This window comes from Buttiauxella sp. S19-1 (assembly GCF_022134725.1).
GTDB classification, from domain to species: Bacteria; Pseudomonadota; Gammaproteobacteria; order Enterobacterales; family Enterobacteriaceae; genus Buttiauxella; species Buttiauxella ferragutiae.
In genome coordinates this window covers 1-26555 of sequence record NZ_JAHWLU010000027.1, presented here as the reverse complement: position 1 = coordinate 26555, position 26555 = coordinate 1, and the positions used below count along the sequence as shown (strand labels likewise).

Here is a 26555-nt window from a genome sequence, read left to right as displayed (position 1 = left end):
TGTTGAGGCTCTAAATTGAGGTGTGACCGCATTAATGGTGAAATATCAACCTTTGGTATTATTGTCCAAAACAGTGGATATTCTTAATAGATAATTATTATTAGGGATTCAATGAGTTCCATCGTATAGCAATGAAAATGCTGAAAACTCCGTAAGTTAAGTGCAGCGTGACGAACTTCAAACATCAGGTGCATAACAACCATTTTGCTCTACTACTTATATATCAGAAGAACAATACAGAATTTTTTCTTACAAACCTCAGGCAACGATAACTCTGTAACGGCTTATGATATAATCCGTGTTAATAATATTTACATTTTAACTCAGGCTAGCTGACCAATGGCACAACTCTACTTTTACTATTCCGCAATGAATGCGGGTAAATCCACGGCATTACTGCAATCCTCATACAACTATCAAGAGCGCGGGATGCGTACGCTGGTGTATACCGCAGAAATTGACAACCGGTTTGGCTCTGGGAAGGTGAGTTCACGTATTGGATTATCGTCGCCCGCTAAGCTCTACAATGGCTCAACCCAATTATTCAATGAAATAAGTGAAGAGCATCAGCGTGATGCCGTGCATTGTGTTCTGGTGGATGAATGCCAGTTCCTGACACGCGATCAAGTACTAGCGTTATCAGACGTGGTGGATGAATTAGATATTCCCGTACTGTGTTATGGATTACGTACTGATTTTCAGGGCGAATTATTTGGCGGAAGCCGCTATTTATTAGCGTGGTCAGATAAGCTAGTAGAATTAAAAACTATTTGTTTCTGTGGTCGTAAAGCCAGTATGGTGTTGCGACTTGATCAGGAAGGCCGTCCATATAACCAGGGTGAGCAAGTGGTTATTGGTGGCAATGAACGTTATGTGTCGGTTTGCCGCAAGCATTATAAAGAAGCGCTACAAAAAGGCTCTCTGCAGGGCATCCAGAGCGCATAAAAAATAAAAGTGAGGGGAAGGCTAGTCTTTCCCGCTGGTCTTCGTCAAGGGCTGTACATTTCGAATTTGAAAAGCAGACATAAAAAAACCCGCCGAGGCGGGTTTTTTATTAGGCTTTACAATTAAGCGGTTTTCTTCGCTTTCTTGTCAGCTTTAGCTGCTGGAGCAGCTTCTTTTGCAGTCGATGCTGGCACGCTACCTTCTTCTACATAATCACGACCGTAGAAGGTATCCATCAGAATCTGTTTCAGTTCAGAGATCAGTGGGTAACGCGGGTTAGCACCGGTACACTGGTCATCGAACGCATCTTCAGACAGTTTATCAACGTGAGCCAGGAAGTCAGCTTCCTGAACGCCTGCTTCGCGGATGGACTTAGGAATACCCAGTTCAGCCTTGATGCTTTCCAGCCATGCCAGCAGTTTTTCGATCTTAGCAGCAGTACGGTCGCCCGGTGCGCTCAGACCCAAGTGGTCTGCGATTTCAGCATAACGACGACGCGCTTGTGGGCGGTCATACTGGCTGAATGCAGTCTGCTTGGTTGGGTTGTCATTCGCGTTATAGCGGATAACGTTGGAAATCAACAGGGCGTTCGCCAGACCGTGAGGAATGTGGAACTGTGAACCCAGTTTGTGCGCCATTGAGTGGCACACACCGAGGAAGGCGTTAGCAAACGCGATACCGGCGATGGTCGCAGCGTTGTGTACACGCTCACGAGCAACTGGGTTTTTAGCGCCTTCGTTGTAAGATGCTGGCAGGTTTTCTTTCAGCAGTTTCAGTGCTTGCAGAGCCTGACCGTCAGAGAATTCGCTAGCCAGTACGGAAACGTAAGCTTCCAGTGCGTGAGTCACGGCATCCAAACCACCGAAAGCACACAGGGACTTAGGCATATCCATCACCAGGTTGGCATCAACAATTGCCATATCTGGAGTCAGAGCGTAGTCCGCCAGCGGGTATTTCTGACCAGTTGCATCATCAGTTACAACAGCAAACGGGGTCACTTCTGAACCAGTACCGGAAGTGGTGGTAACCGCGATCATTTTCGCTTTTACGCCCATTTTCGGGAACTTGTAGATACGCTTACGGATGTCCATGAAGCGCAGCGCCAGTTCTTCGAAGTGAGTTTCTGGGTGCTCGTACATAACCCACATGATTTTCGCAGCATCCATCGGTGAACCGCCGCCCAGCGCGATGATCACGTCTGGTTTGAAGGAGTTCGCCAGCTCTGCACCTTTACGTACCACGGTCAGAGTTGGGTCCGCTTCTACTTCGAAGAATACTTCAGTTTCAACGCCAGCTGCTTTCAGAACAGAAGTGATCTGGTCTGCATAGCCGTTATTGAACAGGAAACGGTCGGTAACGATCATCGCACGTTTGTGACCATCAGTAATCACTTCGTCCAGCGCGATTGGCAGAGAGCCGCGGCGGAAGTAGATAGATTTCGGAAGTTTATGCCACAACATGTTCTCAGCTCGCTTAGCAACGGTTTTCTTGTTGATCAGGTGCTTAGGACCCACGTTCTCAGAGATGGAGTTACCACCCCATGAGCCACAACCCAGAGTCAGGGAAGGCGCGAGTTTGAAGTTGTACAGGTCACCGATACCACCCTGTGAAGCAGGGGTGTTGATCAGGATACGTGCAGTTTTCATTTTGTCGCCGAAGTGCTTAACGCGCTCTGGCTGGTTGTCCTGGTCTGTGTACAGGCAAGAGGTGTGGCCGATGCCGCCCATCTCAACCAGTTTCTCAGCTTTAACAACAGCGTCTTCGAAGCTCTTAGCACGATACATAGCCAGAGTTGGAGACAGTTTTTCGTGAGCGAATGGCTCCGAATCGTCAACAACGCTAACTTCACCAATCAGGATCTTGGTGTCAGCCGGTACAGTGAAGCCTGCCAGTTCAGCAATTTTAGTTGCTGGCTGACCAACGATAGCGGCGTTCAATGCGCCGTTTTTCAGGATGATGTCCTGAACAGCTTTCAGCTCTTTACCCTGCAGCATGTAGCCGCCGTGGGATGCAAAACGTTCGCGTACTGCATTGTATGCAGAGTCAACAACGATAACTGATTGCTCGGAAGCACAGATTACGCCGTTGTCGAAGGTTTTAGACATCAGGATAGAAGCAACAACACGTTTGATGTCGGCAGTTTCGTCAACAACAACAGGGGTGTTACCTGCGCCAACACCGATTGCTGGTTTACCGGAGCTATATGCTGCTTTAACCATGCCTGGACCACCGGTTGCCAGAATCATGTTGATATCTGGGTGGTGCATCAGAGCGTTAGACAGTTCGACAGATGGCTGGTCAATCCAACCAATCAGATCTTTAGGTGCACCAGCAGCGATAGCAGCTTGCAGAACGATGTCTGCGGCTTTATTGGTCGCGTCTTTTGCACGTGGGTGTGGAGAGAAGATGATCGCGTTACGAGTCTTCAGGCTGATCAGAGATTTAAAGATAGCCGTTGAAGTTGGGTTAGTCGTTGGCACGATACCGCAGATGATACCGATTGGCTCAGCGATAGTGATAGTCCCGAAGGTGTGGTCTTCATCCAACACACCGCAGGTTTTCTCATCTTTATAGGCGTTGTAGATATACTCAGAAGCAAAGTGGTTTTTGATCACTTTATCTTCAACAATACCCATGCCAGATTCGGCAACGGCTAGTTTCGCGAGAGGGATTCGAGCATCAGCGGCAGCCAGAGCGGCGGCGCGGAAGATTTTATCAACTTGCTCTTGAGTAAAGTTGGCATATTCACGCTGGGCTTTCTTGACGCGCTCTACAAGTGCGTTAAGTTCAGCGACATTAGTTACAGCCATAATGCTCTCCTGATAATGTTTAAACTCTTTTAGTAAATGAGCTGCTCGAGTCGACAGTATAGTCAGCGGGCAACAGCTTGCGTAGAAGAGGGCCACGACTATCCAAAAACTTCCCAAAACATCTTGCTGATTTACTAAAAGAGCCTTATCGAAAAAACCTATTCATGGTCTGAATCATACGCTCTTCAGATGTTTCCAAGAGTACTCACTTCTGAGTAGGTTTTTTGTGACTTGCATCACATTATCCTAAGGCTGACTCCATTCAGCATGACAGATTCAGGTTATTGATAAGTCTTTAAAATTCTTGTCACAGCAAAGCTAAAACAAACTACCATATTTTCAACAAGTGAGTAACAATATTGTTTAATATCGCAATTGCGCATAAAAGTAGTTATCTATGCTGCGAAAGGGCGTAGCGCCAGAACTGGTTTTCCATTACATTACCGCGGCCTTTGCTACGTTCATTTGCGGAGTTTTTAGTGGCTCAATCCTTATTTGATTTGCCAACCTATTTTAAGTTCTTTATTGGCCTGTTCGCGCTGGTAAACCCAGTTGGGATCATTCCCGTGTTTATCAGCATGACCAGCTACCAAACCGCGTTGGCGAGGAATAAAACAAACCTTACCGCCAACCTGTCAGTAGCGATTATTTTATGGACGTCGTTGTTCCTCGGTGACGGTATCCTCCAATTATTCGGCATATCAATTGATTCCTTCCGAATTGCCGGCGGCATTCTGGTGGTGACCATTGCGATGTCGATGATCAGCGGTAAACTGGGTGAAGATAAACAGAACAAACAAGAAAAATCAGAAAGTGCTATTCGCGAAAGCGTAGGCGTCGTTCCGTTAGCTCTTCCATTAATGGCAGGTCCTGGTGCAATCAGTTCGACTATTGTCTGGGGCACGCGATACCACAGTTGGAATTATTTAATCGGTTTTACGATTGCCATTGCGCTCTTTGCTTTTTGCTGTTGGTTAGTTTTCCGTCTAGCTCCTTTGCTAGTGCGCCTGTTAGGGCAAACGGGGATTAACGTTATTACCCGTATAATGGGTCTGTTATTGATGGCTCTGGGTATTGAATTTATTGTGACTGGTCTGAAAACCATTTTCCCAGGATTATTAAGTTAGTTCTGCTGAAAGCTACATATGAAAAAGCAGAATAACCATTCTGCTTTTTTTGTTAAATTCCCACCAACTGATTTGAATCATAAGCGCTGCTGTTCTTTTCACTAGAAAACCATTCATAAGAAAATGCTTTGGAAACCGTATATTAGCGGCCCCGGCATTTGTCCGTTGTACATAAAGTTAACAATCAAATCGTTATTTAACTAACCCTACACAATGATGCTTGCTGCGGCTTTATTGAGATGATATTAGTTAATCAAGCTGTCTTGCAGATGAATGTGCTAAAAAATAGCCAATTGTTAATTTTATGTGAACGCTAGTGTGTTGTGTTCATGTTGCAACAGAACAAACCAGATTAACACTGCAATTTCTTTATTTTTTAGCGTGTTAACTCGACGAAATGCATTGATGCAGCATCTTTCCAGACGACGTTCTGGATAGATAAAAGAGAAATGGTTAACAAATTTGCAAATTGTATTGGCGGGAATTAGGTGCTTTTGATACTTTCCGGACAACACAATTATCTGAAAAATGTTTCATTTACAGATGACTCATCAAAATCAACCTCAGTACAGGGTAGGTTGATTAAGAATCGACGGAGCAGGGTGCCATAAAGAGCATCCCCCAAATAAAGTCGGTGATAGCAAGTAAGACAAAAAATAAAGCCTGGCAGTTGCATAACGCTCTTGCACTGTAAAGGAACCCCTGAGGGGAAGAGGCTGGCTTTCGGGTCGGTAATTATAATGAGTGGAGTATCAACACAATGTCCATCATCACAAAAAAAAGTCTGGTAGCAGCAAGCATTTTATCCGCGCTAATCGTAGGCAATGTGGCCATGGCGGCCGAAGTTCCTGCCGGTGTTCAACTGTCAGAAAAGCAAACGTTGATTCGCAATAACGGTGCTGAACCACAGTCTTTGGACCCAAACAAAATTGAAGGTGTTCCTGAGTCAAACGTGAGCCGTGACCTGTTTGAAGGCTTACTGATTACCTCTCCAAAAGACGGCCACCCAATTCCGGGCGTGGCAGAGTCCTGGGATAATAAAGATTTTAAAGTCTGGACCTTCCATCTGCGTAAAGATGCGAAATGGTCTAACGGCGAGCCAGTCACGGCACAAGATTTCGTCTATAGCTGGCAGCGTCTGGTTGATCCAAATACTGCTTCCCCATACGCAAGCTACCCGCAATACGGCCATATCGTAAACGTTGATGCCATCATCGACGGCAAAATGAAACCAAGTGAACTGGGCGTAAAAGCCATTGACGACCACACGCTGGAAGTCACTCTGAGCGAGCCTGTTCCTTACTTCTACAAACTTCTGGTTAACCCGGCGATGTCCCCGGTGAATAAAGCGGCCATTGAGAAGTTTGGTGAGAAGTGGACCCAACCTGCCAACATCGTGAGCAACGGTGCTTACAAACTGAAGGACTGGGTGGTTAACGAACGTATCGTGATGGAGCGTAATACCAATTATTGGGATAACGCGAAAACTGTTATTTCACAAATTACTTATCTGCCAATCTCCTCTGAAGTCACGGATGTTAACCGCTACCGCAGCGGCGAGATTGACATGACATATAACAACCTGCCAATCGAACTGTTCCAGAAGCTGAAAAAAGAAATTCCAGCTGAAGTACACGTTGACCCGTATCTGTGTACTTATTACTACGAAATCAACAACCAGAAAGCTCCGTTTAACGATGTGCGCGTCCGTACCGCTCTGAAACTGGGCCTGGATCGTGACATCATCGTTAATAAAGTGAAGGCGCAGGGCGATCTGCCAGCTTACGGCTACACGCCTCCTTATGCTGACGGTGCAAAACTGACTAAGCCTGAGTGGTTCTCATGGACTCAGGAAAAACGTAATGAAGAAGCTAAGAAATTGCTGGCTGAAGCGGGCTACACCAAAGACAAACCGCTGACCTTCGACCTGCTGTACAACACTTCCGATCTGCACAAGAAACTGGCCATCGCTGCCGCTTCTATCTGGCAGAAAAACCTCGGTGTGAACGTTAAGCTGGTAAACCAGGAGTGGAAAACCTTCCTTGATACTCGTCACCAGGGCAACTACAACGTTGCACGTGCTGGCTGGTGTGCGGATTACAACGAACCGACTTCCTTCCTGAACACCATGTTGTCTGGCAGCTCAATGAACACCGCGCATTATAAGAGCCCGGCCTTTGACGCCATCATGGCGGAATCGCTGAAAGCAACAGATGAAGCACAACGTGCCGCCGCGTACGATAAAGCGGAACAGCAGTTGGGCAAAGATTCTGCAATCGTTCCGGTTTATTACTACGTGAACGCCCGTCTGGTGAAACCATGGGTAGGCGGTTATACCGGCAAAGACCCGATGGATAATATCTATACTAAAGATATGTATATCATCAAACATTAATGGCAATTCGTGGGGTAAGTTTTACCCTTCATACTTCACGCTGCAGGTGCGTTAACTGCGCTCATTCACCCCAGTCATATAGTTTGTCTATGTTCCTGGGGATTCATGAGTTTGTTGGCTTCCTGCAACGTGAATTATTTAGGGTAAAAAGGGTAGGACTTACCCCATCGTGTCTTATTTAATCGCATGCTAAAGGCACAGCCAGAAGGTACGGGCAATGTTGAAATTTATTCTACGTCGTTGTCTGGAAGCAATTCCGACACTCTTTATTCTTATAACTATTTCATTCTTCATGATGCGTCTTGCGCCGGGTAGTCCATTCACCAGCGAACGCGCGCTTCCGCCAGAAGTGATGGCGAACATCGAAGCTAAATATCATTTAAACGATCCAATCACGACACAGTATTTCAGTTATTTGAAACAACTGGCGCACGGTGATTTTGGCCCGTCATTTAAATACAAAGATTATTCAGTAAACGATTTGGTCGCCTCAAGCTTCCCTGTCTCGGCAAAATTAGGTGCTGCTGCATTTATCTTTGCGCTTGTTTTAGGTGTTTTAGCGGGGGTCATCGCCGCACTGAATCAAAATACCAAATGGGATTACGCCGTAATGGGGGTGGCCATGACGGGGGTTGTTATCCCGAGTTTCGTGGTGGCGCCATTACTGGTTCTGATATTTGCGATAACACTTAAGTGGCTGCCCGGAGGCGGGTGGAACGGCGGTGCCATTCAATACATGATCCTGCCGATGGTTGCACTTTCATTAGCTTATATTGCGAGTATCGCGCGTATCACTCGTGGCTCAATGATTGAAGTGCTGCACTCTAACTTCATCCGTACAGCTCGCGCTAAAGGTTTGCCAATGCGTCGCATTATTTTGCGCCACGCGTTGAAACCGGCTCTGTTACCCGTACTGTCATATTTGGGTCCAGCTTTTGTCGGTATTATCACCGGCTCGATGGTGATTGAAACCATTTATGGGTTACCGGGTATTGGCCAGTTGTTCGTAAACGGAGCGTTGAACCGTGACTACTCACTGGTTCTGAGCCTTACCATTCTGGTAGGCGCGCTGACGATTCTCTTTAATGCGATTGTTGACGTGCTGTACGCCGTTATCGATCCAAAAATCCGTTACTGACACTGGAGTTCGCCATGATGTTGAGTAAGAAAAACAGCGAGGCGCTGGAAAACTTCAGTGAAAAACTAGAAGTAGAAGGCCGTAGCCTTTGGCAAGATGCCCGTCGCCGTTTTATGCATAACCGTGCCGCGGTTGCCAGTTTGATTGTTCTGGCGATTATCGCGCTGTTCGTGGCCTTTGCGCCGATGCTGTCGCAGTTTAGCTACTTTGATACCGACTGGGGAATGATGTCGGCAGCACCAGATATGGAATCCGGGCACTACTTTGGCACAGACTCCTCCGGTCGAGATCTGTTAGTTCGCGTGGCAATCGGCGGGCGTATTTCTCTGATGGTGGGTGTCGCTGCGGCGCTGGTCGCGGTAGTCGTTGGCACATTATACGGCTCGCTCGCGGGTTATCTGGGCGGTAAAACCGACTCAGTGATGATGCGCTTGCTGGAAATCCTCAACTCCTTCCCATTCATGTTCTTCGTGATTTTGCTGGTGACCTTCTTTGGGCAAAACATCCTGCTGATTTTTGTGGCAATCGGGATGGTTTCCTGGCTGGATATGGCGCGTATCGTCCGTGGCCAAACTCTGAGCCTGAAACGTAAAGAGTTCATCGAAGCAGCCCAGGTTGGCGGTGTCTCTACCGTTAACATCGTTGTTCGTCACATTGTGCCAAACGTACTCGGCGTGGTGGTGGTTTATGCCTCGCTGCTGGTGCCAAGCATGATCCTGTTCGAATCTTTCCTGAGCTTCCTGGGTCTGGGTACACAAGAGCCATTAAGTAGCTGGGGTGCATTGCTGAGCGATGGTGCCAACTCCATGGAAGTGTCCCCATGGTTGCTGATGTTCCCGGCAGGCTTCCTGGTTATCACTCTGTTCTGTTTCAACTTTATCGGCGATGGCCTGCGTGATGCCCTCGACCCGAAAGATCGTTAAGGAGTGCCGCGATGAGCACAATTGAAAATCCTGCGGTGGTGACTCCACTGAGCCAGACTTCTACGCTGTTAGACGTAAAAGATCTGCGCGTCACCTTTGGTACTCCAGATGGTGACGTTACGGCGGTAAACGATCTGAATTTCAGCCTGCGCGCCGGTGAAACACTGGGCATCGTAGGTGAATCCGGTTCCGGTAAATCGCAAACAGCATTTGCGTTGATGGGCTTGCTGGCGGCGAATGGCCGTATTGGCGGGTCGGCTAAATTCAACGGTAAAGAGATCCTGAATCTGCCAGAGAACCAACTCAACCGACTGCGTGCAGAGCAGATTTCCATGATCTTCCAGGACCCAATGACCTCACTGAACCCTTACATGCGTGTAGGTGAGCAGTTGATGGAAGTGCTGATGCTGCACAAGAAATTGGGCAAAGCCGAAGCCTTTGAAGAATCTGTTCGTATGCTTGATGCGGTAAAAATGCCCGAAGCGCGTAAGCGTATGCGCATGTTCCCGCATGAGTTTTCCGGTGGTATGCGTCAACGTGTGATGATTGCGATGGCGCTGCTGTGCCGTCCAAAATTGCTGATTGCCGACGAACCGACCACTGCGCTGGACGTCACCGTTCAGGCGCAAATCATGACGCTGCTTAACGATCTCAAACGTGAGTTCAATACTGCGATCATCATGATTACCCACGATCTTGGCGTAGTCGCCGGGATCTGTGACAAAGTGCTGGTGATGTATGCAGGTCGTACTATGGAATATGGCCAGGCGCGCGACGTGTTCTACAACCCGGTTCATCCTTACTCCATCGGCCTGCTCAACGCGGTTCCACGTCTTGATGCTGAAGGCGAATCTTTGCTGACCATTCCTGGCAATCCACCAAACCTGTTACGTCTGCCGAAAGGTTGCCCGTTCCAGCCACGTTGCCCACACGCCATGGAAATCTGCAACACGGCTCCGCCGCTGGAACAATTTGGTGAAGGCCGCTTACGCGCTTGCTTTAAGCCAGTGGAGGAGTTGGTATGAACGCCGTGACACAAGATAAAAAAGTCCTGCTGGAAATTGCCGATCTTAAAGTTCACTTTGATATCAAAGACGGCAAACAGTGGTTCTGGCAACCCTCCAAAACGCTGAAAGCGGTTGATGGCGTGACACTACGTTTGTACGAGGGTGAAACGCTGGGTGTGGTAGGGGAGTCTGGCTGCGGAAAATCGACCTTTGCCCGTGCCATTATCGGCCTGGTCAAAGCCACCGAAGGCAGAGTTGCGTGGCTGGGTAAAGATCTGCTGGGGATGAATCAGGACGAGTGGCGCGATGTGCGCAGCGACATCCAGATGATTTTCCAGGACCCGCTGGCATCACTCAACCCGCGAATGAACATCGGCGATATTATCGCTGAGCCGCTGCGTACCTATCACCCGAAAATGCCGCGTCAGGAAGTCCGTGACCGTGTGAAAGCGATGATGATGAAAGTGGGCTTGCTGCCAAACCTCATCAACCGTTACCCGCACGAATTCTCAGGCGGCCAGTGTCAGCGCATCGGGATTGCCCGCGCGCTGATCCTTGAGCCAAAACTGATCATCTGTGACGAACCCGTTTCGGCACTCGATGTATCCATTCAGGCTCAGGTGGTGAACCTACTGCAAAAACTGCAACGTGAAATGGGACTGTCGTTGATCTTCATCGCCCACGACTTGGCGGTGGTAAAACACATTTCAGATCGCGTCCTGGTGATGTATCTGGGTCATGCAGTTGAGCTGGGTACTTACGACGAGGTGTACCACAACCCGCTGCATCCTTACACCAAAGCCTTGATGTCTGCGGTACCCATTCCCGACCCGGATTTGGAAAGAAACAAAACGATACAACTTCTTGAAGGGGAGTTGCCATCGCCTATTAACCCGCCGTCAGGCTGTGTTTTCCGTACCCGTTGTCCTATTGCTGGGCCAGAATGTGCCAAAACTCGCCCGGTGCTGGAGGGCAGCTTCAAGCATGCCGTTTCCTGTCTTAAGGTAGACCCGTTATAATCTCGCAGGGCTGGCATGATGCCAGCCCTTTTTGTTTGTGAGGTTACTTGCCTGTGCTTATTCTTGTTACCCGTCAGCGGATGTACCATCTTCTCTTTGATCAAAAAACGCGCTCAGGCCGACGCTTTGAAGCGTTATGCGGGTTATTCGCTTTACTCAGCGTGATTGCGGTCTTTATCGAGTCAGGACTCGGCACGCAATACCATCTGACCTACGATGAATGGCAGCTCTTTGTGGCTCTGGAAATTGGCTTCACTCTGCTGTTTACGCTGGAGTATATTCTGCGGGTGCTGTGTTGGCCTGACCCCAGAAAGTACGTCTTCAGCTTCTGGGGCTTCATCGATCTGGCGACGATTTTGCCGCTGTACGTGTTGTGGCTGTGGCCTGAAATAGGCGTCAATTACGTGTTTGCGTGGCGCGCAATGCGTGCAATCCGCGTACTTAGAATACTCAAACTGCTGCGCTACATGCCGACGTTGCACACCTTATGGCAAGCTATTGTTAATGCTCGCCACCAATTGATTCTGTTCTATTCCTTTATTCTCATCGTGATGGTGGTCGCTGGTGGCCTGATGTACGGCATTGAAGGGCCGCCAAACGGTTTTACTAACCTGGGGACGTCGGTGTACTGGGCGGTGGTGACGGTGACGACAGTGGGGTATGGCGACATCACTCCGCATACCGGGCCGGGGCGCATGGTCGCTTCAATTCTTATCTTGATTGGTTACTCGGTGATTGCCATCCCAACCGGGATTATTACCGCGCATATGACTAACGAGTTTCAGAAACAGCGGAATGCCCGTTTGTGCCCAAACTGCCATAAAGGCAATCACGACGAAGAGGCTCGATTCTGCAAATCCTGCGGGAGTGCGTTACCTAAGCTGTAGGTCAGATGTAAATGGCGGATGACGCTAACGCTTATCCGCCCTACAAAGGCTTATTCGCGCCAGAGAATATGGCAAAGTTTGTGGTCTTTTTCGCGGCACAACAGTACACGTGCGAAGATGTCGTTAATTTCACCGCCATCGGTATCGGCCAGGCCAATCACCACTTCGGCGAAGAAATCAGGGTTCAGATCGAAATCCACATGTTCCTGCCAGTCTTCTGCCGGGTCAAAAAGCTCAGCACCGCCGCGCTCTTCAAATTGCAGATTAAACAAAATTACATCGGCTGGGTCGAGGTTATCGACCGCCAGCTCAAGAAAAATATCGTAAGCCTGCTCGAGGGTTTCATCTTCTGTCAGGCGATTGTTCAGATCCATTTCCATGTCTGGTTCCACTTATTAAATACTGATGCGCCACGTTTTACAGCAACGGGCTAAAGAAGTAAAACAGTCGCTCTACCACGCGCTGCCACATTGGACGCTTAACCCACAAACGCTGGTCTAACAGGCGAGAGCGGGAGATATAATCGTCTTGTACCGCCGCCAGATCGCTGGCAAAACCGGAGTCATCAATCACCAGCGTAATCTCGAAATTAAGCCACAAGCTGCGCATATCCAGATTCACGGTACCGACTAAACTCAATTGCCCATCGACCAGCACACTCTTGGTGTGCAGCAGACCGCCTTCAAACTGGTAAATTTTCACCCCAGCAGCCAGTAACTCAGTGAAGAAGGCTCGGCTCGCCCAGCCCACCAGGAGAGAGTCATTCTTGCGTGGGACAATAATACTCACGTCGACGCCACGTTGCGCCGCGGTGCAAATAGCATGTAGCAAATCATCACTTGGGACGAAATAAGGCGTCGTCATAATTAAATATTCACGCGCCGCATAAACTGACGTTAGCAGCGCCTGATGAATTAAGTCTTCCGGGAAACCAGGACCTGAGGCAATGGTATGAATGGTATGCCCGGTCGCCTCTTCAAAAGGCATAATATTCGCGTCTGGAGCCGGTGGTAAAATACGCTTACCGGTTTCTATCTCCCAGTCACAGGAATAAACAATCCCCATCGCAGTGGCGACCGGGCCTTCCATACGCGCCATTAAATCGACCCATTGCCCGACGCCAGCATCCTGTTTAAAGAAACGCGGATCGACGAGATTCATACTGCCGGTGTAAGCAATGTAGTTATCGATCATCACCATTTTACGGTGCTGGCGTAAATCCATGCGGCGCAGGAACACACGCATCAGGTTAACTTTGAGCGCCTCAACCACTTCGACGCCAGCGTTACGCATCATATTCGCCCACGGACTGCGGAAGAACGCGACGCTACCCGCAGAATCGAGCATTAATCGGCAATGAATCCCGCGACGCGCGGCTGCCATCAGCGATTCAGCAACCTGGTCAGCTAAGCCCCCTGGCTGCCAGATATAAAACACCATCTCGATATTGTGGCGAGCCAACTGGATGTCACGAATCAACGCGTGCATCGTTTCATCTGACGTGGTGAGCAGTTGGAGTTGGTTGCCTTTGACACCGCCAATCCCCTGGCGGCGCTCACACAGCTGGAACAGTGATGTCGCCACTTCGCTGTTTTCTTCGGCAAAAATATGTTTGCAGCTTTTAAGATCGTTCAACCATTTGGCGGTTGATGGCCACATGGCACGCGCGCGCTCTGCGCGGCGTTTACCCAGATGCAGTTCGCCAAATGAGAGATAGGCGATGATCCCAACCAGCGGAAGAATATAAATGATAAGAAGCCATGCCATGGCTGAAGGAACTGCACGACGCTTCATCAAAATTCGTAGCGTCACGCCGGCTATTAAAAGCCAGTAACCTAAAATTATCAGCCAACTAAAGACTGTATAGAAGGTTGTCATCGTTCAAAAATCCTTTAGAAACCGTATGCTTTTGAGTTTACGCACAACAGCCAGCGGTTAACACTAAAACTATACCCAAAATTGGGAATACGAGCAGCCAGCGGGCCAACAGCTTGAAGTGTGACGGGTATAATCGTAAAACGACTGGTCTGTAGGGCAGAAGGCACTATAATGGCGCGTCTTACATGCAACCCGAGTCGTAAAAATGAGGCGTAGTAGAACTGAGGTCGGACGGTGGCGTATGCTTCGTCAGACGCAACGGCGCAGATCGCGTTGGCTGGAAGGTCAGTCACGCCGCAACATGCGCATTCACGCCATCAGAAAGTGCCAGACAAACCGCGCGCGTAATTCCTTGCTGTTTGCTATTCACGATCAATGGGCGTCGTAAAGAAAAGGGCACCGCTCGCGGTGCCCAGTATCATTTAGCTGCGACCTTTAGAAGAAATGCATCGCAAGTACAATAATCAGAACTGTTATTGTGGCCGCCGCCACTAACACCATTGGGTGACTGGCCAGCCAGGCATTCCAGCGAGCTTCCTGATTTCCCACCGATTGCTTATGTTGTTCATAAGACTCATCAAAAAGATCCATGAAAATTTCCCGACAAATTCAATAACAGCATTAACTTAAAATTACCCATTCAGTACGCTGCGCATTGTCACCTTTTGTGAATCTTTGAACAATGTTTCCTGGTTATCCAATGTTATTTGTAGAGGGTCGCCTCTCCGTAGACCTGCCCATCATCGCTACTCTCGGTCGTGATCGTATAGGCTGATGCACCGTTGTTTATTGCTTCTGCTTTAAGGGAGTTTTCCACTTCTTCAATAGTGCTCCCCCTTGCTGTGAGGGTGCCGCTTTGTTGGTTATAAGAGGTTTCATCGGCGAGAGTATCAACAGCCAGGGTCGTTATCGGAAGGGCTATCAGGACCGCAGCTACTGAAAAATAAAGTAAATTTTTCATCATTACATCCTCAAGGCTTACGAGTGATTAAAAGTAATTACCTCATAAAGTGTAGGTGAAATGACTTGGCGAAAAGTCAAAAAAACGATGGGATAATTCTCATTTTGTTAATGCTAAAACATGACGAATTTGCTGTTTTGATTTTCATGCAACACTTGTGAATTGGAACCGTGTCAGCCGATCATGATTGCGCTCGGCAGTTAGATTTATTCAATAAACCGGATAACATTGACTACTATTAGGGGGAAGCCGCTAAAGGGTTGATTTTCGTAACCTAAGGAATGAATCATGTTGAAAAAATTCTGTGTTATTGCCGTGACAGGCGTTCTTGTTTCAGGCTGTGCATCCCAGAATGATTTATCCCCACAAGAAAAGAAATACCAACGTGTAAATGCCGCCGCGCATCAATGTGCAGAAGAAGTAAAAAATAAAACCATCGAATTAACCGCCAAAGGAATGTCAACTACCGTCCGTTGGACGACCTTACAGTATGTGGTGACAGGCTCCGATGGCACAGAAAATCTGCGCGCAGTTGAGTACAGAACGTCCACAGTTCTGGATAATGACGTACCGGGGAGTGCGTGGAAAATATGCATGCAAAATGCCGATGCGTTGGTCCCAGAGTTGAAGTTCTGAGTGTCGTATTCAGAAAGAAAAGGCACTTCAAAATACGATGAGTACTTATTTGTGCCCTTTATGAATTAAAGAATAAATCAGAAGACCTTTTTATAGGGCTTGATCGCGACCTGTTTAACGACGCCAGCGGCGATATAAGGATCGGCCTCGGCCCAGGCTTGTGCATCTTCTAGCGACGCAAACTCAGCAATAACCGTTGAACCGGTAAAACCCGCAGCCCCTGGATCATTGCTATCAACGGCAGGCATTGGCCCCGCGGTTAACAAGCGACCTTCATCGCGTAAAAGTTGTAGGCGTGCAAGATGGGCAGGGCGCACAGCTAGCCGCTTTTCGAGAGAATCGGCATTATCTTCCGCATAAATGATATACAGCACGTGCAGCACTCCTTTTGATATGAGGGTTGTAAAATACGGTAAGTGAATGGCGCAAAGACTGCAATTGAAACATAAACAAGATGTTAAATCGCGGTCACGAATGGGGGAAAAACCTGCAGGTGGAAGGAAAAAGAGCCACTTTCTTCGATGCGTTGTTGAATATGATTGCTATTTGCATTTAAAATTGACGCCTGTTTAAGAGACTTAAGCCATTATGACGTCAATGACCTTTGATTTACCTCGCCGCTTTCCATGGCCAACCGTTCTCTCGGTTGTGATACATGGTGCTGTTGTCGCGGGGTTGCTCTATACCTCGGTACATCAGGTTATTGAGTTGCCAGCGCCCGCACAGCCTATCAGTGTCACCATGGTGACCCCGGCTGAGCTCGAACCCCCACAACCTGAAGTGGTGCAACCGCCTCCGCAGCCGGTAGCAGAACCTGAGCCAGAACCGATTCCCGAACCGCCAAAAGAAGCGCCGGTAGTCATCCATAAGCCTGAGCCGAAACCCAAACCAAAGCCTAAGCCAAAGCCGGTGAAAAAAGTGGAACAGCCGAAGCCAGAAGCCAAACCGGTTGAACCCCGTCCAGCAACTGCGGTAACTAACACGGCACCAGCTCGTCCGGCACCGGTTGCTAAAACGGCACCAGTGGCGTCTACCGCTCCGGTTGCGACAGGGCCACGCGCGCTTAACCGTAATTCGCCACAGTATCCTTCTCGTGCACATGCGTTACGCATTGAAGGTAAAGTGCGGGTGAAGTTTGATGTTGGCCCGGATGGCAGCGTGAGTAACGTGAGCATCCTCTCCGCAACGCCTGCCAATATGTTTGAGCGTGAAGTGAAAATGGCGATGAAAAAATGGCGCTACGAAAGCGGAAAGCCAGGCCAGGGTTTGATTGTCAATGTGGTCTTCAAACTTAACGGCGGCGCAACGATGGAGTGATCAAGCTCCTTGCCAAATAAAAACGGAACCTAATGGTTCCGTTTTTTGTTTATAAGCTGTACTTACAAGAAGGTGTAACTCAAATTCACACCCACGCCATAATTGCGCCCCGGTGCAGGTTCGAAGTAGCGACCATTACTTTCGTTGACGATGACAGAGCCGACATATTCCCGATCAAATAAGTTATCGACACGCCCCCAAACATCCAACAGCCAGCGTTCCTGAATACGCAATTTGTAACCGCTGTTGAGCGAGGCAACCGTATAAGCAGGCGCCTGTTCGCTATTCTCATCATTGGCCTGAATGTCACTCATATAGCGAACGTCAGCACCGGCATAAAAACCTTCTGGCGGTGCGTATTCCAGCGCCGCGTAGCCCATGTTACGCGCAATACCCGGAATGCGATTTCCCTCGCAATTGTCTTCACCCCCACAAGCGTTACTGCGATACGTTGCATCCAGATAAGTCCACGCCATTTTTACGCGCCAGTCATAACCTAACTGGCTATCAGCAGAAAGCTCCATGCCACGACGGCGTGTCTCACCGGCATTTTTATAGGTTGTGCGGCCACCACTACTTTGGTCGGCAACAATCTCATCGTCGGTGTCTGTCTGGAATAGCGCGGCGGTCAACAAACTGTTGCCGACCCGGGTTTTGCTGCCGATTTCTATGGTGTCGCTGGTGGATGGCTTCAGACCGAAATTCAAACCCGCCTGGCCATTATCACGATAGGAGAGTTCGTTGATGGTCGGTGTTTCAAAACCGCGACCCGCAGAGGTATACACATTCCACGCATCGTTGACTGCATACTTCAGTGCCGCCGCTGGCAGCCATTTGTGATAGCTCGCGTCACCACTGTCATCGCCATTCCGGGCAGTGATGTATTCGTCATTCGAATCGAAATAAACCGAACTAAAACGCACACCAGCATCGAGACTCAGCTTATCGGTGAGTTGCCACGCGGTTTGTAGATACGGGTCAACATTCCACATCAGATTACGTTCGTCACGGCGCAAATCGCCTTTCTCACCCAAAACCGTGGTGTCATTTTCGACCACAAAGTTTTCATAGCCTTTGCGCTTTTCTGACATGGTTTCGTAATCAAGACCCGTGGTAAATGTCACTGGGACAGATAGCAGATTGCCACGGTGCGTCCAGCGTGAATCAATCCCCTGATAATGGCGGCTCAGCTCAATCACACCACCGGGATGAGTTGGGTTTAACTGCGGAGCGACGGGTATCGATTGGTATTGAGTGGTTTCGCGCACACCTGCATAGGTCATGACACTGAGGTCATCATTAGCGGTTAATTGCCTGTCGTAACGCAGGCCGGCCTGCGTTTGTTTTGTGGTTTTACGCGTATTGTACTGCTCAGCGCGAGGTGCCTGAGTGGGGTTATCGTGCCATTCCTGCTCGGTTAAACCGCCTGGGTCGTTGGCATCAATATCGACGCTATTGAGCAGCAGCGTCAATTTACTGGCTTCATTAAGGCGCACACCCAATTTGGCGTTACCGAGATTTTTTTGCGCGCTGCTGTGGTCACGATAACCATGAGTGGTAAAGCGCGAAGCCGAAACCGCGTAATCGACATCGCCTGCTTGTGTGCCATCGCCTGTTGCACCGGTGGCTTTAATGCTGTTGCGCCAGCTTCCGAAACTGCCGTAATAACTGCTGGCTTCCAGCGTTGGTGGCTGAGTTCCGGTAGTGGTGCTGACATTCACCACACCGCCAGAAGCGTTGCCGTAAAGTGCGGAGAAGGGGCCACGTAACACCTCGATACTTTCTACGCTATTGATGTCGATATTTGAGGTTTGGCCCTGGCCATCAGGCATGGTTGCCGGAATGCCATCTACATACATGCGTACGCCACGCACACCGTAAGTGGAACGCGAACCAAAACCACGAACCGACAACTGTAAATCCTGCGCATAGTTTTGACGGTTCTGGACTTGCAAGCCTGCAACACTGCCCAGGCTCTCGGAAAGATTCACACGCGGTGCCGCCTGGCGCATATCATCGCCATTAACAACACTCACAGCCGCAGGCGTATCCAACTCGGAAATCGTGCCTTGTGTTGCAGTCACGACCATCGTCTCTTCTGCCGCAAGCGCGGGCAGGGCGAACGAAGAAAGGGCCGGAACTAAGATAAGTGGAAGCGACAGCTTTCCATGTTGCACAATTTTCATCAGACATTTTCACAGGTAGGAACATTTACGCTCCGGACGAACCATCTGGAACATTCAAGTGCATATGTTAATACTTGTGATGAATGTTTGAAAAGTGTTAACGGCACATAACGTTAATGCGATGAAAAACGGCAGGCTAAAAAAATAGCCCCAAAATGGGGCTATCAGATGGCTGACAAAGGCCACTAAACAGGTGTTGCAGGGGGATTAGCGATAGCGTCATCCACCCTTTGCGCAAGTTTTGTCAGCTGGCGTTGTCTTCGTAGTGTTTATTAACATCGTGAGCGAGTTCATGGACACGTTTACGTGCACCAAACCAGCCAATGACAAGCACCAAAGCAATCAATGGGATAGAGGCGATGGTGTAGGTTCCATTCGGGTAATCAAAGGCCATCAACACTAACACGCTGAACAGGAATAACAGCGTCAGCCACGAGGTGAAAGGCGCACCCGGCATTTTAAAGCTGACATCTGCGGCTTTGCCTTCTTTAATCGCCTTGCGTAAACGCATCTGGCAAACCACGATAAACGCCCAGGAAGAAATAATACCCAGCGAAGCCACGTTAAGGACGATTTCAAATACCTGCGACGGCACCAGGTAATTCAGGAATACGCCAATCACATACACTCCAAGCGTCACCAGAATACCCGCGTAAGGGACTTGCTGCTTGCTCATTTTCGCCATGAATTTAGGCGCTGAACCGCCCATCGACATCGAACGCAAAATACGTCCGGTGGAATAGAGGCCAGAGTTCAGGCTGGATAATGCAGCACTCAGAACCACCATATTCATAATGTCGCCGATATACGGCACGCCGAGTTTTGAGAAGAAGGTGACAAATGGGCTTTGTCCGGCTTGATAGGCATTCCATGGCAACAACAGCACCAGTAAAACCACCGAACCGACGTAGAAAAGACCGATACGCCAGATAACGCTATTAATGGCTTTTGGTACCATATTCTGCGGGTCTTTACACTCGCCAGCCGCCGTACCCACCAGTTCAATCGAGGCGAAGGCAAATACCACGCCTTGCACCAGCACTAATGCCGGTAATAAACCGTGTGGGAAGAATCCGCCGTTATCGGTAATTAAATGGAAACCCGTGGTATTGCCATCGAGCATTTTCCCGCTGCCGAGGAAAATAGTACCCACCACCAAAAAGACCACGATGGCGAGGACTTTAATTAACGCGAACCAAAATTCCATTTCGGCAAACCACTTCACGCCGATCATGTTCATGGTGCCGACTATACCCAGTGCGCACAGTGCAAATACCCATTGCGGTACATCACCGAAGGCACCCCAATAATGCATATATAAAGCGACAGCGGTAATGTCGACAATGCCGGTCATTGCCCAGTTGACGAAGTACATCCAGCCTGCAACATACGAAGCTTTTTCACCGAGAAATTCACGGGCGTAAGAAACGAAGCTGCCGCTTGATGGGCGATGGAGCACCAGCTCGCCCAGTGCGCGTAAAATGAAGAAAGAGAAGATCCCGCAAACCAGATACACCAGCGCTAACGCCGGGCCTGCCATTTGCAGACGAGCACCTGCACCTAAAAACAGACCGGTGCCAATGGCGCCGCCGATGGCAATCATTTGTACCTGACGATTACCCATCGCTTTGTGATAACCGGAATCATGAGAATTGAGCCAGCGTCGCTTGGCTGCGTGTTTTTCTGCTTCCGTTTTGTGTGTTGCTTTCATGTTAACCCTGTTCCCTTGTTAAAAGATCCCCGTGCATTTGCCTGGCATTTTTATAACTTCAGCGCCATGGCAAATCGGGCGCTAGATCCTATACAGGATTGTTAACGGACGCTAATGTCTTTTTTTGAAAAAGGGGGTTGGGGCGCGAAAAAAATGTTACGAAAATGCAACGCGGAAAACCCGCGCTGCATAGAGGAAGATGCGAGGAATCAGCGGCGCTGCCAGCTTATCGCGTAGTGATAGTGTTTTTTATCAAGCCAAAACTCGGGTGATACGCTCGGGCTCCAGGAGTCATCGCCACCTACGCCCATATGGAAACCATCCAGATTTAAACAAGTTCCAGCTTGCTTGACCAATAAATGGCGATGCGAGGTTTCGCGCAATTGTTGTTGGCTAAAGCGGCTGATATTGAAATGGAAGTTCCCCTGCCAAAGGTTGTCGCCATATTCCAGCCTCTGGGTAGCGCAGCGCAGGCCGTTTTCGGATGGGAAAACATATGGCGTATACAGATCTTCAAGCGGGCGCTGCCAGTGGCCAAATAATGCCGATTGCTGGCGATCAGGGTAGTTTTCATGCGGCCCCAGCCCCAGCCAACTGACAGGCGCATCAATTTGCGCTAACTCGCAAGTCAGCCCGATGCGCGCCGGAGGCGGGGTGCCAAAAGCCACCTCAACATCAACGCTAATATGTACTGTGCCTTCGCAATCAATACGCCAGCTTTTATGGCTGACAAACAGCGTTTTCCCGTTGTGCTGCCAGCTATGAGTGGTGCGGATCAGCACTTCGTTGGCCAGTTGTTCGGCTTCACAATTTTGCAACTGGGATTCCAGTTGATACATGCCCGCCGCTTTCCAGCGTTCGACCCAGGCGTTGGGATCGATACGGCTGGCTTCACTGACGCCAATGTCGTTATCCAGCGGGGCGCGAGTGAACTGGTCTTGCAGTGGTTGCAGCAGTGCGGGTTGCTGCGCTTTCCACCACTGGCTTAATAAACCGGTTTCACGATTGAACTGCCAGTGGTGCTTGCCGAGGCGAATAGTGAAATGACAATGGCTGGTTTCAAGCCCTGGCGTTTCACCGCTAAATGGCAGCGGTGTGGTGCTGAGTATGCCCGGTAACTGCCATTGATCCCAGGCGCAAACATGCCCGGCTTCACACCAGTCGGTAGCGTGGATTTGCTGCACTTTCACCGTCAGCCACACGTCGCCATTTTCGGTTATCGGCGGCAGGGCATCAAAAACCAGGTTCTGTGTGCCTTCAGGGGCAATATCTAACAACACTTCACCTTCTGCGAGCAGCACTCCAGCTTGCGAAACCTCCCAAATCAGGCGCTCGTTATCGCTAGGGCGGAACAAATATTCGCTTATCACCTCAAGGCGCAATGGGGTTTCACGATGCAGGGCGAACTGAAAAAACTGCTGTGCTTGCTGGGCTTCATACAGCGCCGGATGCGGTGTGCGGTCGGCAAACACCAGGCCATTCATACAGAACTGCCGATCGTTTGGTTTGTCGCCAAAATCACCGCCGTAAGCTGACCAGGCTTCACCGTTTTCGTCATGTTTAATCAACGACTGGTCGACCCAATCCCAGACAAAGCCGCCTTGTAAGCGAGGATGCTGGCGGAATGCTTGCCAGTATTTGTGGAAGCCGCCAAAGCTGTTGCCCATGGCGTGGGCATATTCGCAAAGGATCAGCGGGCGTGTTTCATCCGGCATGCCGATCCACTTTTTAATCGACCATTTTGGCACCGCCGGGAACGGCTGATCCTGGTCGACACGCGCGTACATCGGGCAAATGATATCGGTGGCAACACTGTTGGCACCGCCGCCTTCATATTGCACCGGGCGTGTGGGGTCGAATGATTTTATCCAGCGATACAGAGCGTCATGGTTCGCACCATGCCCGGACTCATTACCGAGCGACCAGATGATAATAGAAGGGTGGTTAACATCGCGTTGTACCATGCGCGTGACGCGTTCTGTCATCGCAGGTAGCCAGACCGGGTCGTCACTCAGGCGATTCATTGGCACCATACCGTGGGTTTCAATGTTCGTCTCATCCACCACATATAAGCCGTAACGGTCGCACAGCCGATACCATAATGGGTGATTGGGATAATGCGAGCAGCGCACGGCGTTGAAGTTGTGCTGCTTCATTAACACGATGTCCTGGCGCATGGTTTGTTCGTCCATGACCTGGCCGTTTAGCGGATGATGTTCATGGCGGTTGGTGCCACGGATCAGCAATGGTTTACCGTTTAACTTCAACAACCCCTGATGGATTTCAACTTTACGGAAACCGACATCATAAGCTTCTGCTTCGATCGTCGCGCCCTGGTTATCGCGTAACGTCACCACTGCGCGATATAGGTGGGGTTGCTCGGCACTCCACAGGTGCGGGTTGGCGACCGCAATTTTTAACGTTGTGCGGTCATGATATGCGCCACGTTCATCAATAATTTCACTGCCGAGGGCTTGTTGTGTTTCGCCGATGCAATCTTCGCCGTGCCACAATTGCAAGCTGACTTGTCCAGCGCTGTCGATATTGCCTTTAACAACCACCTGCGCTTGTAACATCGCGTGGCTAAAATCTTCGTTTAACTGCGTGCTGATACGCACATCGCTGATTTGTGTGGTGGGTTTATGCAGCAGCGTCACGTCGCGGAAAATCCCGCTCATACGCCACATGTCCTGGTCTTCCAGATAGCTGCCGTCGGACCAGCGCAGCACCATGACCGCAAGGCGGTTTTGCCCTGAGTGCAGCACGCCACTGAGATCAAACTCCGATGGCAGGCGGCTGTCTTGCCCGTAGCCAATCCAGTGCCCGTTACACCACAAGTGAAACGCTGAATTCACACCATCAAAAATAATCCGTGTCTGGCCGCTCTCAAGCCAGGAAGGTTCGACACTAAATGTGAGCGAGTAACAACCAGTGGGGTTTTCTTCAGGAACGTGCGGTGGGGTGACCGGAATGGGATAAGTGACATTGGTGTAAATCGGCGCATCGAAACCATGCATTTGCCAGTTTGATGGTACCGGAAAAGTCTGTGCATCCGCTAAGTCCGCATCCAGCCAATCTTCGGGAACCTTCTCGGGTTGCGTAAAGTAGCTGAACTGCCAGTCCCCGTTCAGGTGTTTCACACTTTCTGAAACTGCGTCTTCGCGCGCAGCCCGTTCATCACGCCAGCTGGCAAACGGTGGATGAGCTGGCAGGCGGTTTAATTGCGTGACTGCCGGGTTTTCCCAGTCACGGCGGCCAAGAATCGCTGCCAGAGAGGCGGCAACAGTACCTGATTGAATTGTCATGCTGGAGGTTCCTTTGCATTTTTGTGATGCGCTCACAATTTATAGCAATATGATTTTTGTCACTGGCAAAGTAAAGCAGCAAAACAGCTTCAGGTGAGGCGATTCACAGAAATTACTTCAGCCGCGAAACCAGGCGGGCGAGCACAGTCAGCGCATCGGCCAGCGTTTGTGGGGAAGGGGTTGAGGTATCTGGCGCGGCCGTCGTTTTACGTTCGATAAGCGTGATCGGCAGTACCGTGGCCTGCACGGGCATATTTGGCGAGCGTATTTGTTCAATCAGGCGGTCAACGCTGGCAGAACCCAGCAGCTTAAAATCTTGTTTGATGGTGGTCAGCGGTGGGATAAAACAGGCGCTGTCTTCGGTGTCATCATAACCCATTACCGATACTTGCCCCGGCACCGCTAAACCAGATTCATTCAGCGCCCGTAACGCGCCAAGTGCCATTTGGTCGTTGGCGACCAGCAGGGCAGTGAAAGTGATGCCCTGGCCGATTAATGCCAGTGTCTGTAGATAACCCGCTTGTGAGCTCCAGTCGCCTTGCAATTGTGCCACGGCGGTCAGCTGATGCTTTGCCAGCGCCTGTTGCCAGCCTTCAAGACGCAGGCGCGCAGAAACGGAAGCCAACGGCCCACTCAGTAAAGCAATTCGCTGGTGGTCTTGCGCAACCAGATGCTCAACCGCCAGATGCGCACCTGCCGTAGCATCAAAGATAATACTGTCCAGATTCAGCGCGGGTGAGACATCGAGGAACAGCACGGGCACCGTGCCAGACATTTCGTTGATGATTCGTGCCTGCTCACTTTCCAATGGAATGTTGACGATCAAACCGTCGACGCGCTGCGCAAGCAAGTTGTTGACCGCACTTTTGCAGGCTTCTGGATCAGGCTGTTCAATCATCGACATCATGACATTAAAGTGCCGCCGGCTGGCCTGTGACTTAATGGCAGCGGCGATTTGCGACGGGGCATGTAGCGACAAATTACTGGTCACCAGGCCAATGTTCTGGCTCAGTTTCCCCGCCAGCTGCTGCGCTACACGATTGGGAACGTAATTGAGCGACTGCATGGCCGCTTCGACTTTACGCCGGGTTTTATCAGAAACATGCGTCGCCTGATTAATCACGCGTGACACCGTTTGATAGGAAACATTGGCATGTTTCGCCACATCGTAAAGCGTTATCGACTTGGTTTTCACGGTGAGTTTCCTTATGGCGCTCATATTCCTGAGTGTGTAGGGCATTATCGATCATCTGCGAGCAAAAAAACGCATTATAGTGAATTCATCTGTTTTTAAGAGATTGAGATCATGGCTTTTGACCTTCAGGCATATTTCACGCGCATTGGTTTGCAGGGCGAGGCAAAACCGGATCTGGAAACCTTACAACGCATTCATCTGCTGCATACGTGCGCCATTCCTTTTGAAAATTTGGATGTGCTGTTAAGACGAGAAATCCGCTTAGAAATAGAGTCCGTTTTTGAAAAACTGGTGGTCGCAGGGCGAGGGGGATACTGCTACGAGCAAAATGCATTGCTGCGTGCGGCTCTTGAGAGTATCGGCTTTGTGGTCGAAGACCTGGCTGCCCGGGTGTTGATTACGCAACCTACCGAGATGCCGCCGCGAACGCATCGTTTATTGCTCGTCACCCTCAATCAACAACGCTACCTGGCCGATGTTGGTTTTGGTGGCAAAACGCTGACGTCCCCGCTGCGATTCGACATGGACGTCGTGCAGACCACCGATTTCGGTGATTATCAATTAACGCAGGTGGACGGTGACTTTTTGCTGAGCACGCATCAGCAGGATAAATGGCTGGCGCTGTATCGTTTCGATTTGCAGCCCCAGTATCTGTCAGACTTCGAGGTGGCTAATTATTATGTTTCGACCTGGCCGCAGTCGCATTTCTGCCAACATTTAATGATCTGTTTGAAAAATGCCGATGGCACAACGTTTACGCAAAATGACAGGCAATTTAACGATGGCCAGCCGCGGACGCTTGACGATGCCGCCGAGTTTTATCAGTTGCTACAGGATAAATTTGGTTTGCGGGTCAATCACCCACGCTATGGCTTCAGTCTTGCGGAATTCGCAGCGATTTCTCTGCCTTAACAGTTGCAAGGAACGGGCGCTTAACGTAAGTATATTGTTTCCAATAAAGGGGAGAACCACTGTGCCACATATCACTGTAAAACACTTTCCGCGTGAACTGACTGACGAACAAAAAGAAGCGCTGGCTGCCGATATTTGTGCCGTACTCAAGAAGCATTTCAATTCAACGGATGAATCATTGTCTGTCGCGTTGACCCCAATCC

23 protein-coding genes are annotated in these 26555 nt (G+C 49.7%); 13 read left to right on the top strand and 10 right to left on the bottom strand.

The features are described 5' to 3' along the window. The first annotated feature begins 339 nt into the window (after window positions 1-339). The gene (gene tdk, locus MES37_RS08900; RefSeq protein ID WP_064547328.1) at window positions 340-945 is read left to right on the top strand and encodes a thymidine kinase; all 606 of its coding nucleotides are present in this window, start codon (window positions 340-342) and stop codon (window positions 943-945) included. 122 nt (window positions 946-1067) lie between these two features. On the opposite strand, the gene adhE is transcribed toward tdk, so the two are convergent. After that, window positions 1068-3755, bottom strand: a complete 2688-nt coding sequence (gene adhE, locus MES37_RS08895) for a bifunctional acetaldehyde-CoA/alcohol dehydrogenase (RefSeq protein ID WP_121815560.1) — start codon at window positions 3753-3755, stop codon at window positions 1068-1070. Between the two features lie 479 nt (window positions 3756-4234). Between adhE and MES37_RS08890 the strand changes: the two genes are divergently transcribed. The 7 genes from MES37_RS08890 to MES37_RS08860 all read left to right on the top strand — a co-directional run bounded on the left by MES37_RS08890 (window position 4235) and on the right by MES37_RS08860 (window position 12251). Then, complete coding sequence (locus MES37_RS08890; RefSeq protein WP_064547324.1) at window positions 4235-4882, top strand: YchE family NAAT transporter; 648 nt, start codon at window positions 4235-4237, stop codon at window positions 4880-4882. 760 nt (window positions 4883-5642) lie between these two features. After that, complete coding sequence (oppA, locus tag MES37_RS08885) at window positions 5643-7277, top strand: oligopeptide ABC transporter substrate-binding protein OppA (RefSeq protein ID WP_064547322.1); 1635 nt, start codon at window positions 5643-5645, stop codon at window positions 7275-7277. A gap of 217 nt (window positions 7278-7494) precedes the next feature. After that, window positions 7495-8415 carry an oligopeptide ABC transporter permease OppB gene (gene oppB, locus MES37_RS08880; RefSeq protein WP_064547319.1) on the top strand — a complete coding sequence of 307 codons (921 nt, stop codon included), beginning with the start codon at window positions 7495-7497 and terminating at the stop codon, window positions 8413-8415. Between the two features lie 14 nt (window positions 8416-8429). Next, on the top strand, window positions 8430-9338 hold the full coding sequence (oppC, locus tag MES37_RS08875) for an oligopeptide ABC transporter permease OppC (RefSeq protein WP_064547317.1): 909 nt from the start codon (window positions 8430-8432) through the stop codon (window positions 9336-9338). Window positions 9339-9349: 11 nt separating this feature from the next. Then, window positions 9350-10363 (top strand): ABC transporter ATP-binding protein, encoded by a 1014-nt coding sequence (locus MES37_RS08870; protein ID WP_064547315.1) that lies wholly within the window; start codon window positions 9350-9352, stop codon window positions 10361-10363. Beyond that, entirely contained in the window at window positions 10360-11364 is a 1005-nt protein-coding gene (gene oppF, locus MES37_RS08865; RefSeq protein ID WP_064547313.1) for a murein tripeptide/oligopeptide ABC transporter ATP binding protein OppF, read from the top strand. The genes MES37_RS08870 and oppF overlap by 4 nt, the downstream gene beginning before the upstream one ends. Before the next feature lie 80 nt (window positions 11365-11444). After that, the gene (locus MES37_RS08860) at window positions 11445-12251 is read left to right on the top strand and encodes an ion transporter (RefSeq protein WP_064547311.1); all 807 of its coding nucleotides are present in this window, start codon (window positions 11445-11447) and stop codon (window positions 12249-12251) included. A 50-nt stretch (window positions 12252-12301) separates the two neighbouring features. Here the strand turns inward: MES37_RS08860 and MES37_RS08855 are convergent, their stop codons facing one another. Together MES37_RS08855 and cls are read right to left on the bottom strand one after the other, a co-directional pair. Next, a complete protein-coding gene (locus MES37_RS08855; RefSeq protein ID WP_034455830.1) occupies window positions 12302-12631 on the bottom strand; it encodes an HI1450 family dsDNA-mimic protein in 330 nt (109 codons plus the stop codon). Between the two features lie 37 nt (window positions 12632-12668). Further along, window positions 12669-14129, bottom strand: a complete 1461-nt coding sequence (gene cls / locus MES37_RS08850; protein ID WP_064547309.1) for a cardiolipin synthase — start codon at window positions 14127-14129, stop codon at window positions 12669-12671. Between the two features lie 205 nt (window positions 14130-14334). Here cls and MES37_RS08845 point away from each other — a divergent pair, with 205 nt between their 5' ends. Next, the gene (locus MES37_RS08845) at window positions 14335-14517 is read left to right on the top strand and encodes a YciY family protein (RefSeq protein WP_074388575.1); all 183 of its coding nucleotides are present in this window, start codon (window positions 14335-14337) and stop codon (window positions 14515-14517) included. Window positions 14518-14564: 47 nt separating this feature from the next. Here MES37_RS08845 and MES37_RS08840 read toward each other — a convergent pair whose 3' ends face one another. Together MES37_RS08840 and MES37_RS08835 are read right to left on the bottom strand one after the other, a co-directional pair. Continuing rightward, the gene (locus MES37_RS08840; RefSeq protein ID WP_157092958.1) at window positions 14565-14720 is read right to left on the bottom strand and encodes a hypothetical protein; all 156 of its coding nucleotides are present in this window, start codon (window positions 14718-14720) and stop codon (window positions 14565-14567) included. Window positions 14721-14832: 112 nt separating this feature from the next. Then, window positions 14833-15090 (bottom strand): DUF1471 domain-containing protein, encoded by a 258-nt coding sequence (locus MES37_RS08835; RefSeq protein WP_064547307.1) that lies wholly within the window; start codon window positions 15088-15090, stop codon window positions 14833-14835. Between the two features lie 288 nt (window positions 15091-15378). Between MES37_RS08835 and MES37_RS08830 the strand changes: the two genes are divergently transcribed. After that, on the top strand, window positions 15379-15726 hold the full coding sequence (locus tag MES37_RS08830; RefSeq protein WP_064547305.1) for a hypothetical protein: 348 nt from the start codon (window positions 15379-15381) through the stop codon (window positions 15724-15726). A gap of 77 nt (window positions 15727-15803) precedes the next feature. Here MES37_RS08830 and MES37_RS08825 read toward each other — a convergent pair whose 3' ends face one another. Then, complete coding sequence (locus tag MES37_RS08825; RefSeq protein WP_064547302.1) at window positions 15804-16100, bottom strand: YciI family protein; 297 nt, start codon at window positions 16098-16100, stop codon at window positions 15804-15806. Between the two features lie 223 nt (window positions 16101-16323). On the opposite strand from MES37_RS08825, the gene tonB reads away from it, so the two are divergent. Next, complete coding sequence (tonB, locus tag MES37_RS08820; protein WP_133522039.1) at window positions 16324-17043, top strand: TonB system transport protein TonB; 720 nt, start codon at window positions 16324-16326, stop codon at window positions 17041-17043. A gap of 62 nt (window positions 17044-17105) precedes the next feature. On the opposite strand, the gene pqqU is transcribed toward tonB, so the two are convergent. The 4 genes from pqqU to MES37_RS08800 all read right to left on the bottom strand — a co-directional run bounded on the left by pqqU (window position 17106) and on the right by MES37_RS08800 (window position 25464). Further along, window positions 17106-19229, bottom strand: coding sequence for a TonB-dependent receptor PqqU (pqqU, locus tag MES37_RS08815; RefSeq protein WP_237931138.1), 2124 nt, complete (start codon window positions 19227-19229; stop codon window positions 17106-17108). 244 nt (window positions 19230-19473) lie between these two features. Further along, entirely contained in the window at window positions 19474-20940 is a 1467-nt protein-coding gene (gene ansP / locus MES37_RS08810) for an L-asparagine permease (RefSeq protein WP_064547296.1), read from the bottom strand. Between the two features lie 209 nt (window positions 20941-21149). After that, window positions 21150-24245, bottom strand: coding sequence for a beta-galactosidase (locus MES37_RS08805; RefSeq protein WP_237931137.1), 3096 nt, complete (start codon window positions 24243-24245; stop codon window positions 21150-21152). A 112-nt stretch (window positions 24246-24357) separates the two neighbouring features. Further along, window positions 24358-25464 carry a LacI family DNA-binding transcriptional regulator gene (locus MES37_RS08800; RefSeq protein ID WP_064547292.1) on the bottom strand — a complete coding sequence of 369 codons (1107 nt, stop codon included), beginning with the start codon at window positions 25462-25464 and terminating at the stop codon, window positions 24358-24360. A gap of 87 nt (window positions 25465-25551) precedes the next feature. Here MES37_RS08800 and MES37_RS08795 point away from each other — a divergent pair, with 87 nt between their 5' ends. Then, a complete protein-coding gene (locus MES37_RS08795) occupies window positions 25552-26352 on the top strand; it encodes an arylamine N-acetyltransferase family protein (RefSeq protein ID WP_064547290.1) in 801 nt (266 codons plus the stop codon). A 61-nt stretch (window positions 26353-26413) separates the two neighbouring features. Then, on the top strand, window positions 26414-26555 hold a 142-nt coding region (locus MES37_RS08790; RefSeq protein ID WP_237931144.1), incomplete at its 3' end, for a tautomerase family protein.